This window comes from Flavobacterium muglaense (assembly GCF_014305155.1).
Classification (GTDB): Bacteria; Bacteroidota; Bacteroidia; order Flavobacteriales; family Flavobacteriaceae; genus Flavobacterium; species Flavobacterium muglaense.
Genome location: NZ_JACRUK010000065.1, coordinates 1 through 16,312, shown reverse-complemented (window position 1 = coordinate 16,312; position 16,312 = coordinate 1). Strand labels below are relative to the sequence as shown.

Below are 16,312 nucleotides of genomic sequence, written 5' to 3'. Positions count from 1 at the left end.
CCAATTATGAAAGTGATTATTTGGTGAAATTAAATCCAGTTATATGAAAATTGAGAATACTTTTTCAGCAAGCCCTATTTACTAAAAACTTCTCAGGAAATGATCAACAAAGAACTCATTCGATACAGAACAGAATGGAATGACAAAAAGTAAAAGCAACAATACTTACGGTATATTCTTTTTCAAAACCGCTTTTATCATAGCATCATCAACCAAAATTACTTTGTAATAATAGGTTTCGCCATATAATTGCCTTGCAAATTCAGCCTTGAGGTAGCGCTTTACAATCTCTTTATTTTTAGACAATTTAATATTTAAATTATTTTTATCTAGGAATTTTTGAAAAGCGTTAAAATACAAATCTGTTTGGTCCATTTTTACTTCAAACTGCTTAAAAATCAAACCTGTAAACGCATTTCTATTACTATCTAATTGCTCAAAAACAAAATTACCCACAACACCAGATTGCATCAAGTAAACAGTATTTTCATTCCCATGCTCAGTAGCAATAGGAACAAATACATCAGGAACAATACCTCCACCTCCGTACACTATTCTACCTTTTGGAGTTCTAAACTTCAAACTATCGACTACCTTAATACTATCTTTCTCGTACAGTTCTCCATTTAAAAAACGAGTTTCTGATTCTTTAAAATAAGACTCATTTCCCTTTGAATACGGTTTTTGAATCGAGCGACCTGTAGGCGTATAATATCGTGCAACCGTTAATCGCACAGCCGAACCATCATCAAAATCCATTTCGCGTTGTACTAAACCTTTCCCAAAAGAACGACGCCCTACTATAGTTCCCCTATCATTGTCTTGTATGGCCCCGGCCAAAATTTCACTAGCCGAAGCACTATTTTCATTGATTAAAACAAAAACAGTACCCGCTTCAAAATCTCCTTTTTTAGTAGCAAATGTCTTAGCAACTTTCCCTTTTTTATCTTTGGTAAAAACAATTAATTGCTTGTCCTTTAAGAATTCATCGGCAATTTCTATCGCTTCTTCCATATAACCGCCACCATTATCTCTAAGATCGATAATCAAGGATTTTGCTCCTATTTTTTGAAGTTTTTGCAAACCCGATTTAAACTCAGCAAAAGTTGTTTCGGCAAAGCGATTGATTTTAATATAGCCCGTACTATAGTCCAACAATAAAGAAGCGTCAACGCTCTTTAACGGAATAACGTCTCTTTTTATTTTTATTTTTACTTTTATTTTCTTCCCTAATGACTTTCTATAAATCGTTAACTCAACTTCAGAACCCTGTTTTCCTTTTAAAGAAGAAAACAAGCTATCACTTGATAATTGACGACCGTACAGCTTGGTCTTATCAGCAAATAAAATTCGGTCACCAGCTTTGATTCCAGCTCGAGCAGATGGCCCGTTTTCGACCGGTTTTATAATCGCCAGCGAATCTTTATACATATAAAAATTAACGCCAATCCCTACAAAATTGCCTTTCATATTCTCAGCAACTTGGGTTTGTTCACTTGGTGGTACGTAAACAGAATGTGGATCAAGTTGTCCCAAAATATTATCTACCGTGACGTTTACAATAGAATCTGTATTTACGTCATCAACATACTCATTATCTATAAAATCGATTAATTTATTAAGCTTGTTTTTAGAACTATTTTTAGCAATCAAAGAATCATTCTCTGAGGCTTTTAAATATTTTCCAAGAACAACCCCCAACGCCAGTGTTGCACAAATAAGAATCGGTAAATATATCTTGTTAACTTTCATTTATTCTTCTAATGATGGGATGTGCTCTACAACGACTCCCGCTTTTATCAAAAATTGTATGCCAGAATCATCACGATATCCATTGTGGTACACGACTCTTTTTATACCCGATTGATGAATCAACTTACTACATTCCTTACAGGGAGAAAGTGTAATATATAAGGTAGCGCCTTCGCAAGACTGTGTAGACCTTGCTACTTTAAGGATTGCATTAGCCTCGGCATGTAAAACATCCCAACGCGTAATCCCCTCGTCATCCTCACAGCAGTTTTCAAAACCCGACGGAGTACCATTATAACCATCCGATATAATCATACGATCCCGAACAATGATAGCGCCTACTTTTTTTCGTTTACAATAAGACAGTAATCCCCATTCTGTAGCAATTCGCAAATAAGCCTTATCGTATTTATTTAATTTCTTTTCTTCCATTTTACTATTTAAACCAAATTTCATTTTCGATAATCATTGGTATTACAACCCCGATAATAAATGCCGACATCACCAAAGTCCAATCTCTTTTAGAAAATCGAAAGACTGTTTGAACAAGATACGACAAAATCAAAACAATAAAAACAACTACAATTTGAGCTGCTTCTATTCCCAATGCAAATTCCCCCAAAGGCAACAATTTAGAAGTTGGGCTTCCGCCAAGGATAGACTTAAAATAATTAGAAAATCCTAAACCGTGAATGATCCCAAAAAACAAGGTAATAAAGAATACCAGATTTATACTTTCCTTTTTATTTGATTTTCCGGCAGTAAATAAATTAAACAAGGCTGTAATCAAAATAGTAATAGGAATCAACAACTCAACTACGCTTACCTTTACAGCTATTATACCAAAAACCGACAGCACCAATGCCATCGTATGCCCAATTGTAAATAAGGACACTAAAAGTACAATACGCTTCCAGTCTTTAAACGAAAACGGCACCGCTAAGGCGATTAAAAACAAAACATGATCGTAAGAGTGTATATCTAAAACGTGTTTTAATCCTATTTGAAAATAAATCCAAAATTCTGACATGGGTATTTTATTAAATTGATAAAGGGATTGTAAACTTACGATTTATTTTGAAAATGTTGGTTTACAAAGAGCAATTCCAACAATAATATTACAATTAAAAGCAAGGATGTTAAAGAAAATTTAAAAAGAAAATTAATAATTTAAAAATTGAATTATCTTTGTCCGATATAAATAAAAAACTAACTATGTCATTTTCAGATTTATTTGATAGCGAATTCAAACAAAGAAACAAAGGTCACTTTTCATCTATTGTAAGATTAGCATTAGCCGACGGAGTTTTTGCACCAGAAGAGCGCGCTTTTTTAGACAAATTAGCGATTAGACTTGAAATTTCTGCTGCAGAATACGAAGAGATTTTAGAGAACCCTACTAAATACCCAATCAATCCACCTTACTTAAATGCACAACGAATTGAGCGTTTATTTGATTTGGCTCGAATTGTAAATGTAGACCACCATTTAGGTGACAATCAAGAGGTAATGTTACACAAACTAAGTTTAGGTATAGGATTTACTCCAGAAAACGTAGACGCAGTTGTTAGAAAAGCATTGCAACTAGCAGATGAGAAAGCAGACTTTGATGTTTTTCTTGAGGAAATTGAGAAAGTTGAAAAAGTAAACTAAATAAAAAAAGCTTCCGAAATATTCGGAAGCTTTTTTTTATCTAATTTGATACAAAATCTTAGTACTTGCTTAATTTAGCTTCTAGCATGAACTGCTCTGCTTTCTCAACCATGTTATAACTTCCACAGAAGAAAGGCACTCTTTCATGCAATTCCGTTGGTTCAATTTCCATTATTCGATTAAAACCATCAGATGCCTTACCCCCTGCTTGCTCTACAATAAAAGCCATTGGATTACATTCGTACAACAATCTTAATTTCCCTTTTGGAGCTTTAGAACTCGTTGGATAAATATAAATCCCTCCTTTTATCATATTTCTATGAATATCTGATACTAAACTACCAATATAACGAGAAGTATATGGTCGATCTCCTTCTTCAGACTGGCAATATTTTAAGTAATTTTTTACTCCTTGTGGAAAATGAATATAATTTCCTTCGTTTATCGAATAAATATTCCCATCTTCGGTAAACTTCATATTAGGATGCGACAAATAGAAAGTACCAATTGCTGGATTCAATGTAAATCCATTAACACCGTGACCTGTTGTATAAACAATCATTGTCGATGTACCATAAATCACATATCCTGCAGCCACTTGATTTGTCCCTGGTTGTAAAAAATCTTCCATAGTCACCGGAGTTCCTATTGGTGTAATCCTTCTATAAACCGAAAAAATAGTCCCTACTGATACGTTCACATCAATATTTGAAGACCCATCCAATGGATCCATTAAAACAACATACTTATTGTTATGGCTATTGTCATTTCCTTCAACGGTAATGTATTCGTCATTTTCTTCAGAGGCGATCCCACAAACAATTTCTCTGTTTATTAAAGTTTGAATAAAAACTTCATTTGCATAAACATCTAACTTTTGTTGGTCTTCTCCTTGAATATTTTGTTCGCCTGCTGCACCAATTATATCAACTAAGCCCGCTTTATTCACTTTATAGTTAACAACTTTTGCTGCTAATCGTATTGAATTGATAATTCGCGATAATTCGCCAGACGAATATTGAAATGCGTTTTGGTTCTCAATAATAAATTCTCCTAGTGTTGTGTTACGTTCTGTCATTACGAAATCGTTGTAGTTTTTTTTTGAAGTCACAAATATCGACTTTTTTGTGAAAATGAATTGAATAAAATTTACTTAGTTTGTGTCTATTGTATATTTGTCTAAATAAATAGGCTAAAAAAACTAAATTTCTAGCAAACACCCTTAAAAATAAGAATTTATGAATATTAGAAGAGGAAAATCAGAAGACATGGTTGCAGTACTTGGTCTTATTCAAGAATTAGCTATTTTTGAAAATGAACCCGATGCCGTTTTAGTAACAGCCGAAGATTTAATGCGAGATGGATTTGGAGAAAACCCATTATTTCAAGTTTTTGTGGCCGAAGTGGAACAAGAAATCGTAGGAATTGCACTTTATTATTACCGCTATTCAACATGGAAAGGAAAAACACTTCACTTAGAAGATTTAGTGGTAAAAGAAAAAATGCGTGGTACAGGTTTGGGTTATGCATTATATACTGAAATTATAAAACAAGGAAAAAAAGATCAGGTTCGAAGAATTGAATGGAATGTGCTAGACTGGAATACACCAGCAATTGATTTTTATGAAAAATCAGGCGCTAAAGTACTCAGAGACTGGGACTCTGTACAAATGGACGAAGCAGGAATCAATGATTTCTTAACAAATAAGTTAAAATAAAAGATTACATTTTTTTAAATAATATTATGAGAGTATTCAAATTTGGTGGAGCTTCTGTAAAAGATGCTGAAGGAATTAAAAATGTTTATGACGTTTTACAAAAAGTAGGTTACGAAGATGTGTTATTAGTGGTCTCTGCCATGGGAAAAACTACAAATGCACTTGAAATGGTTATCAAAAACTATTTTGAAAATTCGGCAGAACTAAACTCATCTGTACAAGAAGTAAAAAAATACCACAACCAAATCTTATTGGATTTGTTTGAAGATGACAAACATGAAGTTTTTACGGCTGTGCAAACTCAATTTGCCGATCTAGAGTTCTTCCTTTCACATAATAAATCTCCTAATTACAACTTTGTTTACGATCAAGTAGTAAGTTATGGAGAATTAATTTCGACAACAATCCTTAGTCATTTCATGAATTTCATGAAGATACAAACGCAGTGGATTGATGTGAGAAATTTTATAAAAACTGATTCTAATTATAGAGATGCCGAAGTAGACTGGGACTTGACTCAAAAAAATATTTCGAAAAATGTAAAAAGAAAAATACTAAACATCACACAAGGATTTTTAGGATCTGATGAAAACAACTTCACAACAACACTAGGTCGTGAAGGGTCTGATTATACTGCAGCTATCTTTGCTTATTGCTTGAATGCCGAAAGTGTAACGATCTGGAAAGACGTTCCCGGAGTTATGAATGCCGATCCAAGGTATTTTGAACACGCGAGCCTGTTGAACCAAATTTCGTATCGTGAAGCCATCGAATTAGCATTTTATGGAGCAACTGTTATTCACCCAAAAACGTTGCAGCCACTACAAAAAAAGGAAATCCCGTTATATGTAAAATCATTTATCAATCCGCTATTAAAAGGCACAAGTGTTTCTAAAGGTGTGGCATTAGAGCCTTATTTACCTTGTTTTATTGTAAAAAGAAACCAATTATTGATTTCGCTTTCATCTATTGACTTCTCTTTCATCATGGAAGAAAACATCAGTGAGATTTTCGCGTTATTTCACCAGTTTAAACTTAAAGTGAATTTAATTCAGAATTCAGCTATTAGTTTTTCGGTTTGTGTCGAAGACAAATTTGATAATTTTACCGAAATGAACGCCATTTTATCTAAGAAATTTAAAGTTGATTTTAGTCAAAACGTAACTTTATACACCATCAGACATTTTAATGATGAAGCAGCTCTAACTGTTGAACAAGGAAAAAAGGTGATTTTAAAACAAGTTAGTACAGAGACAATGCAAATTGTAACTAGCGAAAACTAATTTATTTTAAGTAGCGCATCCTTTTACAATAGCTCAAATTATTTAGAATACACTACTTTTGACATATCGACGTTATCCTCTTTATGTTAAAAAAAATTCTGCTAATAGTAATGATTATGTGTTTTTCTGGGATTCATGCCCAGGAAAACACATCATTATATAAAAGCAAAAAAATAGCAACTTCAAAGGATACTATTCGATTAGAAAACGAAAGTATTAATGCTAGCTTTTTACAACTAAGAGACCTGAACAACAAAGTAATTGACTCTGTATTGTATCAAGTAGACTTTAAGAAAGGCGTCCTCATTTTAAAACAAGAAATCTACAGTACACTTGATTCTATCACTGCAGATTACCTCAAATACCCAGAATACCTTACAAAGGAATATACCATTTATGATCCCAGCCGATTAGTAAGTACTGATATAAATGCGGGGAGAAAGTATAATATTGACCCTAACACCACACCAAAAACCATTCCTTTTGACGGTTTAAACACTTCCGGAAGCATTACCCGCGGAATCACTATTGGAAATAACCAAAACACGGTGCTAAACTCTAATTTAGACCTTCAAATAACCGGAAAAATATCCGATAAAGTTTACTTAAGAGCCTCGCTCCAAGACAGTAATATTCCGCTACAAGATGGAGGTTATTCTCAAAAACTCGATCAATTTGACAACATTTTCATGGAACTTTACAGTGATGACTGGAACATTAGAGCAGGAGATGTTTTTCTCGAAAACCACCAATCTCAATTTTTAAGCTTCAACAAAAAAGTTCAAGGAATTTCAACCGATTTTAAATTTGGAACCAATCAAAACAAAACTAATGTCTTCGCATCCGTTGCCCTTGTAAAAGGACAATATGCCAAAAGTAACTTTGTAGGAATTGAAGGAAACCAAGGACCCTATAAATTAAAAGGCCAAAATGGAGAATTGTACGTGCTTGTGGTTTCTGGCTCAGAAAGAGTTTATGTCAATGGAATACTGTTGCAAAGAGGAGAAAACAACGACTATACTATTGATTATAACGCTGGAGAAATAATATTTACACCGCTTTTTACAGTAACTTCTGAAATGCGTATTGCTGTCGAATATCAATATACAGACCGAAACTACACCCGCATGGTTACTTATGTGGGAGCAACACATGAAAATAAAAAATGGAGTTTTGGCAGCTACTTGTATTCTGAAAACGACCTTAAAAACCAACCCTTACAACAAAACTTATCTTCAGAACAGGCTCAAATTTTAGTAAATGCAGGAGACAATTCCAGTTTAATGGTTGCGCCATCGGCTTACGCTGACAGTTACTCCAACAATAAAGTGCTCTATGCCAAAAAAACACAAAATGCTATTTCAATTTTCGAATATTCCAATAATCCTGACGATGAATTGTTTAATGTGAGATTCACCTCCGTAGGAACAAATCAAGGTAATTATATTTTAAAAAACAGCTCAAACCTTACTGCTATCTATGAGTATGTAGCACCTCTAAACAATATTCTTCAAGGAAACTATGAGCCCGTGATCCAACTAGTAGCTCCTACAAAATTACAAGTAGCAACGTTTATGGGTAAATACAACCCTTCAAATAAAACATTAGTAGACTTTGAAGTAGGAGTAAGTAATAAAGATGTCAACCTTTTTTCGAATAAAGACGATTCAAACAATAAAGGGATTAGCGCCCGAATTAACACTAAAAAAAGACTATTTTCAAAAAAATGGACATTAGATGCATTTGCCAAGTACCAATTTACTGAAAAAACATTCAATACAGTAGAACGACTCTATAACATTGAATTTGATAGAGACTGGAATTTAACTAATACCAATACTGGAAACCAAAGCTTACTTACAACTGGCCTCAATTTCAATTTAGCACCCTTCAAAACGAACAAAAACACAGCCTTTTTCAATTATCAATTTGAAAAACTAGATTTTACAGAAAGCTTCTCTGGAAATAGACATCTTATAAATACCCAATACAAGACTCAAAATTGGATTTTTAAAAATCACAGCAGCTATCTTCAAAGTCAAGCTACTTTAAATGATTCAAAATTTCTTAGAATACAATCTCAACTACGTTATCATTATACCAAAAATTGGATTGGAGTCAGTCAACGCTCAGAAAATAACCAAGAAATATACAAACCAACCAATCAGTTAACATCGTTAACTCAAAAGTTTTCAGAATATGGTTTATTTGTTGGTCGCGGGGACAGCACATCTGTATATGCACAAATAGGAATTCTAAAACGTGTAAATGATAGCATTCAAAACAACCAATTAGTAAGAGTTAATAGCTCTGAAACCTTTTATTTAAAATCAAAACTGATTCAAAACAACACAAGCGACTTGTCGATATATGCAAATTACCGAGTTTTAAATTATGCCAATAACTCAAAAAAACGAGAGCCTTCCCTAAACTCTAGAGTGCAATACAATAAACGTTTTATTAACCAACTGATTCAAAGCACCACCGCATACGAAACGAATTCCGGCACATTACCACAGCAAGAATTCACTTATCTAGAAGTGCCCGCAGGACAAGGCGTATACACCTGGAACGACTACAACAATAATAAAATTCAAGAACTACAAGAATTTGAAGTTGCCGCTTTTATAGATCAAGCAAAATATATTAGAGTTTATCTACCCAACCGAATCTATATCAAAACCCATCAAACTAAATTCTCCCAATCGCTTGTCATGAACCCTACACAATGGCAAAATAAAACTGGCTTCAAAAAATTCTTATCGCTATTCTACAATCAAGCTTCTTTTCTAATTGATCGAAAAATAAAAAACAACGGTGACAATTTTGAATTCAACCCATTCACCACTCCAGCAGCAACAGTTCTAGGATTAAGCTCTAGCTTTAGAAATAGTTTGTTTTACAATCGAGGAAAACAAAATCATTCTATGACTTATTCCTATATTCAAAATCAAACTAACAATCTACTATCGATCGGCTCACAAGAATCGACAAACAATTCCCATCAATTTCAGTACTCTCATTTGTATCATAAAAGTTGGTTGTTTAGCGCTTTCGCAAAAACAATAGCGACAGCGACTATCTCTGAAAATTTTGCCGAGAAAAACTACACTATCACCGGATATCAATTGGCCCCAAAAATTAGTTATTTGTTTTCCAAAAACACTAGCTTAGATCTCTTCTATGAACTACAAACCAAAGAAAACAAAATAGGGAATTTTGAAATACTAAATCAAAATCGCTTCGGAACTTCCTTTTCTTATGCCAATGATAAAAAGATAACTATGAATGGCGAACTATCATTTTATCAAAACAAGTTTAATGGCAATCAATTCTCATCCGTAGGTTTTCAAATGCTCGAAGGCTTACAAACAGGCCAAAACATAACTTGGAGATTACTACTGCAAAAAAACATAACACAATTTCTTGATATTAACTTAAATTATCAAGGACGCAAAAGCGCAACTAGTCAAACTATACATACGGGAAACATACAACTTAGAGCCTATTTCTAAATAAGTTGGCTTAATTATTGCTCTGTGTTTTTTGTGGTAAAAATCATTTTACAACCTAAACCAACTCAATATGAAAAAAGTATTATTGTTATGCATTGCATTCGTGTTTACAAATAGCTTTTATGCTCAAGAAGTAACAACCAAAAAGAAACCTATAAAAGTAAAAACCGAAAAAGTAGACCCAGCAATTGCTAAAGCTGAAAAAGAAAAAAAAGCGAAGCAAGAGGCTACCAACGAAAAAAGAAAAGCTACAATCGCTGCTAAAAAAGAAGCTTCTGCTCAACAAAAAGCGAACACTGACAAAGAAGCTAAAAAACAATTAACTGCAGACAAAAGAAAAACAATAGCACCTACTGCTAAAACTAAAAAGTCTGAACAAAAATTAAAAGAAACAAAAGAAAAAGCGCCAAAAGTAGCTGACAAAGCAACTGGAGAACACAATGGAAAAAAAGTATTCACAGGGCCAAAAGGTGGAAAATACTACATCAATAAAAACGGTAACAAAACATATATAGAATAATCTAAAGATAATATTTGGCACAAAAAAAATCGGCTACTCAATTGAATAGCCGATTTTTTAATATATCTAATGTGTATTTGCTTTTTATTACTGCATTGATACAACAACAAATTCACTTCGACGGTTTGCTTGGTGCTCTTCTTCTGAACAGTTAACTCCATCTCCACAGTTGTTCACTAATTGTGATTCTCCATATCCTTTGGCTGTTAAGCGACTTGAATCAATACCGCGTTTTATCAACCAATCTCTTGTAGACTTAGCTCTTCTGTCTGACAACGCCTCATTATATCGTACCGTTTGACGGCTATCGGTATGTGAACGAATGTCTATTTTAAGTTTAGGGAATTCAGTCATTACAACTATGATTTTCTCCAACTCAAAGGCAGCATCCTTTCTAATGAATGATTTATCTAAGTCAAAGTAAATAATTGGAATGTTCAATGTTTTAGCTAAATCTGTTCCTACTCCAATGGTCTTGATGCGTTTCTCTAAATCTAAATCCAATTTTCCGGAACCTGAGACCGCTGCAATTGCAATCCCTTTTTCATTGGTCTCATAATTCTCTTTCTCTGCACGTACATGATATGTTTTTCCACATACTACTGCAAAACTATACTTTCCTGAAACATCGGATGTAGTTTCTTGGATCGTCTTGAAATTCTCATCAAATAAGCTAACCTTTGCCGTTACTAACAACTCGCCTGATTCTTTGTCTTTCACAACTCCCGCTAAGCTTTGTTCGCACAACAGTTTCTTGGTTTCTACAAATTTATAAATGTCATCATACCCTTGTCCGCCATCTCTATTCGAGGTGAAAAATCCTTTTCTAGAAGCGGTATCTAATAAGAAAGCAAAATCGTCTTTTGGACTATTCACTGGCGCTCCAATATTTTGAATGTCGGTAAAACCCTCTGCTTGGTCTAACTTAGTAACATAAATATCTAATCCTCCTAATCCCGGACGGCCATCTGTTGCAAAATACAAATCGTTTTCGGCGCTGATCGTTGGAAAAGTTTCTCGTCCTTCTGTATTGATTTGTGGCCCTAAATTTACTGGGGTAGAATAGCTCCCGTTTGCGTTTATAGCAACTTTAAATAAATCCGACTGCCCTAATGTACCTGGCATATCCGAAGCAAAATACAATGTTTTCTCATCAACACTAAGCGCAGGATGTGCCACACTATATTGATCACTATTAAATGGAAGTTCTGTAACATTTCTCCACTGTCCCTCGACCAATGATGCTTTGTAGATTTTTAATAAGGTGACTCTTTTACTGTCTTTTCCTTTTTTTCCGTCTAAATAGTTATTTCTTGTAAAATACATCGTTTTACCATCTTTAGTAAAAACGGGAGTAGCCTCATGGAATTTTGAATTTATTTTATTACCAAAGCGTTGCGGCTTTTCTAATGTGCCATTTGTTCCTTCTTTTGAAGTATATAAATTGGTAAATGACTGATTGGTCCATTTGAATACATTTTTTGAAACACCTCCTGTATCTCGAGCCGAAGCGAAAACCAATTGATCTCCTAAAAATGAACTTCCATAATCTGAATACTCCGAATTTACTCCTGCATCTTCAACTTTAAATCGACCTGAATTGGCCTTGATTTCCTCTAGATAGTTTTTATGCTTTTCATACAATTTAGCTCTAAGATCGTTTCCCGATTCTTTATTGAACTGTTCTAATATCTTTGTAGCCTTATCGTAATTACCTACTGATTTTAGCGTTTGTGAATACCTATACAAATATTCTGGAGCTTGGTTTTTGTTCATTTCAAAAAGTGCCTCGTACCATTTACCTGCTTTTTCTAAATCGGCATTAAAATAATAGGCATTCCCTAATCTTTGAAACAATTGCTCGTCCTTATACCCTTTCTCGGCTACTTTCTCGTAAGTAGAGATCGCATCTACATACTCATACTGTTCGTATTTCTTGTCGGCCGCATTGATCTTTTTCTCTTGGCTTTGACCTGAAAAACTAAGTACAAATAATAATGTAGTATAAATAAATAATTTTATTTTCATAATAAATGAATTAGAAGAATCGTGGTGAGATTATTTTGTTGTAGTTTTTAAACAATTCATATCTTAAAAAGATCTCATGTGAACCTGAATTATAATTTGTCAATCTGGTGGTTTCTAAGTCATATCCATATCCTATAAACCATGAGTTGTTAACCTGAAATCCTACCATACCACTTAACGCAGCACTCCATCTATAAGCAACACCTGCTACAAACTTATCGTTGATCATAAAGTTCCCCGATACATCTACTTGCAAAGGCGCTCCTTGAACGACTTTGGTAAGTACCGATGGCTTGAATTTTACATTCGGATTTAAATCAAATACATGACCTGCTATTAAATAATAATGAATTTTCTCATTGGCTAAATGACTATTAGACCCTGCAGATGCATAACGATCAAAATGCCTGGTCTCTAAAAGATTAGGCGCAGAAATACCAACATACGTTTTGTCTGAATGATAATACAAACCAACTCCTATGTTTGGCGAAAATCGATTATCAACATTGTAGGCAAAAATGTTGTCATTACTGTCGTATTTAGCCAACTTATTAAAATCGATATTCAATAAATTAGCAGAAGCTTTGATTCCAAATGACAATTTAAAGTTATCCGAAGTATTAATACTATACGCCATGTCTACTGAAATATTAGTCTCCTCTGAAGGACCTATCTTATCGCTTATAATAGATACCCCTAGTCCTAAATTACTCTCTTTTATTGGAGTATTAACAGATAAGGTGCTTGTAACTGGCGCTCCATCCAAACCAACCCATTGTGTACGATGCAACGCAAACACATTGAGTGATCCTCGAGATCCAGCATACGCAGGATTGATATTTATGGTATTGTACATGTACTGGGTAAACTGTGCATCTTGTTGTGCATAGATACAGCCTGAGAACAATACTAAAACGTATAATAACTTTATTTTCATTGTCTTTTTTTATTAAACCTTAGGGAGTTCAAACTCCCTAAGGATACGATTTTTTTTATCTATTTAAGTATAAATATCCTGCTTTTGAGCGACCTACTGACTTACTATCAACATATTTTACAATATAATAATAAGTACCTGTTGGCAATGGTGCGGACTGATTCACAGTAGCTCTTCCTTCAGATATACCTCTAAAGGCTTTACTATCATTGTCATAACCACTTCTTTCATACACCAATACTCCCCATCTGTTGTATATTTCAACCGTGTTGTCAGGGTAGGCATCAATACCTTCGATTCTAAAGAAATCATTTCTACCATCATCATTTGGCGAAACTGCATTGAAAATTTCTAAACCAAATTCTTTACCAACTACAGTACCATCTTCGTCTAATGTTGTATCAACAGAAGCTGTATTTGTAACAATTGCACCGCTTAGATCGGCACCGCTTACATCGGCGATATTTGTCAGTAAACCTATAGTAATATCATCTTTAGTAACTGTGTAAACTGCACTATAAGCTGTACTATTAATTCCACCCACTGTCAATACCGGTATAGGACTTCCGCTCAACACTACTCCTGGTAACAAATCTGTTATTGTTACATTAGTCAATGGCACATTTCCTGTATTTGTAATTACAAAACTATAGGTAATTGTTTCTCCTGGTTGGGCAAATGCATCTCCGTTTTCATTGTTAAAGATAGCATTTTTAACTAATGATATACTAGGAACGCTAACCAGTCCAATTGTTATTTGGTCTGTCATTGTTGCACAACTTTGTGGAGTTAACTTATCACACAATGTATACACTACATTATAAACACCAACTGCCGTTCCTGGAGCTACAGTTATTATTCCCGTTGCTGGATCTAACGTTATTCCACTTGGCCAAGTTCCTGATATTGCTATCACTGCATTACCAGTTGGTGAAATGTCTGCTGGTAAACCATTAACATTATCATTCAAAACAACACTTGTTGTTGAACCTCCTGTTGATGGAATAGTCGAATCTTCTTTTCCTGGATCTATAACTGGAGTCACTGTTATCACATTAGATACTCGAGAACAAGTTTGTGGAGTTAATTTATCACACAATATATATTCAACGCTATAGACTCCCGGAACGGTTCCTGATTGAACCGTTACAATTCCTGTTAATGGATCCAACGTAATTCCTGCTGGCCATGTACCTGCTGGCGATATTGTTGCATTCCCACTAGGAGTGATATCTGCTGCTACTCCGTTTACACTATCATTAGATGTTATATTTGGTATTACGCCTCCTGTTGAAGGAATAGTTACGTCTTCTTTTACTGGATTAACAGTTGCTGTAATTGTAATCACATCTGTAATTGACACACAAGTCTGAGGTGTTAATTTATCACAAACTGTATATTCTACATTGTAAACACCTGGAGCAATACCTGCTGCAATACTAACTGTACCGGCACTTGGATCTAATAGCATACCTGTTGGCCACGGTCCTGTAGCTCTAAGGACAACGTTTCCTGTTGGTGTGCTATCTAATGGTAAACCATTAATAGTATCATTACCTGTAACGCTTGGCATAGTTCCTCCATTTGCAACAGTAAACGTTCCTGATTCTGGAATCAAAATTATTTCTGGTCCATCATTATCTACTATTGTTCCTGTTGCACTTACTGATCCATTTGCTATTGTGAACGTTTCGTCTAATTCATCAATTGTATCATCTGTCGTTGGTACACTTACGGTTCCTGTTGTTGCTCCTGCTGGTACAATCACAACTACATCTGTTGTGGTGTAATCTGAACTTCCTGCTGTTCCATTGGTTAACGTAAAGGTATAGGTCGTATCAACTGCACTTGGGTTACTCAATGTAAAGTCAAATACTACTGGGCTTCCTTCGGTTGCACTCGATGGTGTAATAGAAGTTACCGTTGGTACATTGTCATTATCTACTATTGTTCCTGTTGCACTTACTGATCCATTTGCTATTGTGAACGTTTCGTCTAATTCATCAATTGTATCATCTGTCGTTGGTACACTTACCGTTCCTGTTGTCGCTCCTGCTGGTACAATCACAACTACATCTGTGGTGGTGTAATCTGAACTTCCTGCTGTCCCATTGGTTAACGTAAAGGTATAGGTCGTATCAACTGCACTTGGGTTACTCAATGTAAAGTCAAATACTACTGGGCTTCCTTCGGTTGCACTCGATGGTGTAATAGAAGTTACCGTTGGTACATTGTCATTATCTACTATTGTTCCTGTTGCACTTACTGATCCATTTGCTATTGTGAACGTTTCGTCTAATTCATCAATTGTATCATCTGTCGTTGGTACACTTACCGTTCCTGTTGTTGCTCCTGCTGGTACAATCACAACTACATCTGTGGTGGTGTAATCCGAACTTCCTGCTGTTCCATTGGTTAACGTAAAGGTATAGGTCGTATCAACTGCACTTGGGTTACTCAATGTAAAGTCAAATACTACTGGGCTTCCTTCGGTTGCACTCGATGGTGTAATAGAAGTTACCGTTGGTACATTGTCATTATCTACTATTGTTCCTGTTGCACTTACTGATCCATTTGCTATTGTGAACGTTTCGTCTAATTCATCAATTGTATCATCTGTCGTTGGTACACTTACCGTTCCTGTTGTCGCTCCTGCTGGTACAATCACAACTACATCTGTGGTGGTGTAATCCGAACTTCCTGCAGTTCCATTGGTTAACGTAAAGGTATAGGTCGTATCAACTGCACTTGGGTTACTCAATGTAAAGTCAAATACTACTGGGCTTCCTTCGGTTGCACTCGATGGTGTAATAGAAGTTACCGTTGGTACATTGTCATCGTCTAAGATCGTACCCGTAGCACTTACTGTTCCGTTATGGATGGTAAAGGTTTCGTTAGGTTCGTCT

12 protein-coding genes are annotated in these 16,312 nt (G+C 34.9%); 5 read left to right on the top strand and 7 right to left on the bottom strand.

The features are described 5' to 3' along the window. Positions 1 to 165: 165 nt before the first annotated feature. Genes H8R24_RS16550 through H8R24_RS16540 form a run of 3 tightly spaced genes read right to left on the bottom strand, consistent with a single transcriptional unit; the run spans position 166 to position 2,782 of the window. Positions 166 to 1,752 carry a S41 family peptidase gene (locus H8R24_RS16550; RefSeq protein ID WP_187021325.1) on the bottom strand — a complete coding sequence of 529 codons (1,587 nt, stop codon included), beginning with the start codon at positions 1,750 to 1,752 and terminating at the stop codon, positions 166 to 168. After that, on the bottom strand, positions 1,753 to 2,184 hold the full coding sequence (locus H8R24_RS16545) for a deoxycytidylate deaminase (RefSeq protein WP_187021323.1): 432 nt from the start codon (positions 2,182 to 2,184) through the stop codon (positions 1,753 to 1,755). Positions 2,185 to 2,188: 4 nt separating this feature from the next. Then, complete coding sequence (locus tag H8R24_RS16540; protein ID WP_187021321.1) at positions 2,189 to 2,782, bottom strand: HupE/UreJ family protein; 594 nt, start codon at positions 2,780 to 2,782, stop codon at positions 2,189 to 2,191. Between the two features lie 185 nt (positions 2,783 to 2,967). On the opposite strand from H8R24_RS16540, the gene H8R24_RS16535 reads away from it, so the two are divergent. Next, positions 2,968 to 3,405 (top strand): tellurite resistance TerB family protein, encoded by a 438-nt coding sequence (locus tag H8R24_RS16535; RefSeq protein WP_187021319.1) that lies wholly within the window; start codon positions 2,968 to 2,970, stop codon positions 3,403 to 3,405. A gap of 58 nt (positions 3,406 to 3,463) precedes the next feature. Here H8R24_RS16535 and fbp read toward each other — a convergent pair whose 3' ends face one another. Further along, entirely contained in the window at positions 3,464 to 4,483 is a 1,020-nt protein-coding gene (gene fbp, locus H8R24_RS16530) for a class 1 fructose-bisphosphatase (RefSeq protein ID WP_187021317.1), read from the bottom strand. A gap of 160 nt (positions 4,484 to 4,643) precedes the next feature. Between fbp and H8R24_RS16525 the strand changes: the two genes are divergently transcribed. From H8R24_RS16525 to H8R24_RS16510, 4 genes are all read left to right on the top strand, one after another. Further along, positions 4,644 to 5,123 (top strand): GNAT family N-acetyltransferase, encoded by a 480-nt coding sequence (locus H8R24_RS16525; protein WP_187021315.1) that lies wholly within the window; start codon positions 4,644 to 4,646, stop codon positions 5,121 to 5,123. 26 nt (positions 5,124 to 5,149) lie between these two features. Beyond that, entirely contained in the window at positions 5,150 to 6,406 is a 1,257-nt protein-coding gene (locus H8R24_RS16520) for an aspartate kinase (RefSeq protein ID WP_187021313.1), read from the top strand. Between the two features lie 83 nt (positions 6,407 to 6,489). Next, positions 6,490 to 9,921 (top strand): hypothetical protein, encoded by a 3,432-nt coding sequence (locus H8R24_RS16515; RefSeq protein WP_187021311.1) that lies wholly within the window; start codon positions 6,490 to 6,492, stop codon positions 9,919 to 9,921. A gap of 70 nt (positions 9,922 to 9,991) precedes the next feature. After that, positions 9,992 to 10,441, top strand: a complete 450-nt coding sequence (locus H8R24_RS16510; protein WP_187021309.1) for a hypothetical protein — start codon at positions 9,992 to 9,994, stop codon at positions 10,439 to 10,441. Positions 10,442 to 10,528: 87 nt separating this feature from the next. On the opposite strand, the gene H8R24_RS16505 is transcribed toward H8R24_RS16510, so the two are convergent. The 3 genes from H8R24_RS16505 to H8R24_RS16495 form a co-directional block, all read right to left on the bottom strand. Continuing rightward, positions 10,529 to 12,469: an OmpA family protein gene (locus H8R24_RS16505; protein ID WP_187021307.1), complete on the bottom strand. Its 1,941-nt coding sequence runs from the start codon at positions 12,467 to 12,469 to the stop codon at positions 10,529 to 10,531. Positions 12,470 to 12,479: 10 nt separating this feature from the next. Beyond that, complete coding sequence (locus H8R24_RS16500; RefSeq protein ID WP_187021305.1) at positions 12,480 to 13,406, bottom strand: PorP/SprF family type IX secretion system membrane protein; 927 nt, start codon at positions 13,404 to 13,406, stop codon at positions 12,480 to 12,482. Between the two features lie 55 nt (positions 13,407 to 13,461). Continuing rightward, on the bottom strand, positions 13,462 to 16,312 hold a 2,851-nt coding region (locus H8R24_RS16495), incomplete at its 5' end, for a T9SS type B sorting domain-containing protein (protein ID WP_187021303.1).

Coding starts and splice junctions, on each gene's coding strand:
- H8R24_RS16550 (WP_187021325.1), bottom strand. CDS start 1,752: ATGAAAGTTAACAAGATATATTTACCGATTCTTATTTGTGCAACACTG.
- H8R24_RS16545 (WP_187021323.1), bottom strand. CDS start 2,184: ATGGAAGAAAAGAAATTAAATAAATACGATAAGGCTTATTTGCGAATT.
- H8R24_RS16540 (WP_187021321.1), bottom strand. CDS start 2,782: ATGTCAGAATTTTGGATTTATTTTCAAATAGGATTAAAACACGTTTTA.
- H8R24_RS16535 (WP_187021319.1), top strand. CDS start 2,968: ATGTCATTTTCAGATTTATTTGATAGCGAATTCAAACAAAGAAACAAA.
- fbp (WP_187021317.1), bottom strand. CDS start 4,483: ATGACAGAACGTAACACAACACTAGGAGAATTTATTATTGAGAACCAA.
- H8R24_RS16525 (WP_187021315.1), top strand. CDS start 4,644: ATGAATATTAGAAGAGGAAAATCAGAAGACATGGTTGCAGTACTTGGT.
- H8R24_RS16520 (WP_187021313.1), top strand. CDS start 5,150: ATGAGAGTATTCAAATTTGGTGGAGCTTCTGTAAAAGATGCTGAAGGA.
- H8R24_RS16515 (WP_187021311.1), top strand. CDS start 6,490: ATGTTAAAAAAAATTCTGCTAATAGTAATGATTATGTGTTTTTCTGGG.
- H8R24_RS16510 (WP_187021309.1), top strand. CDS start 9,992: ATGAAAAAAGTATTATTGTTATGCATTGCATTCGTGTTTACAAATAGC.
- H8R24_RS16505 (WP_187021307.1), bottom strand. CDS start 12,469: ATGAAAATAAAATTATTTATTTATACTACATTATTATTTGTACTTAGT.
- H8R24_RS16500 (WP_187021305.1), bottom strand. CDS start 13,406: ATGAAAATAAAGTTATTATACGTTTTAGTATTGTTCTCAGGCTGTATC.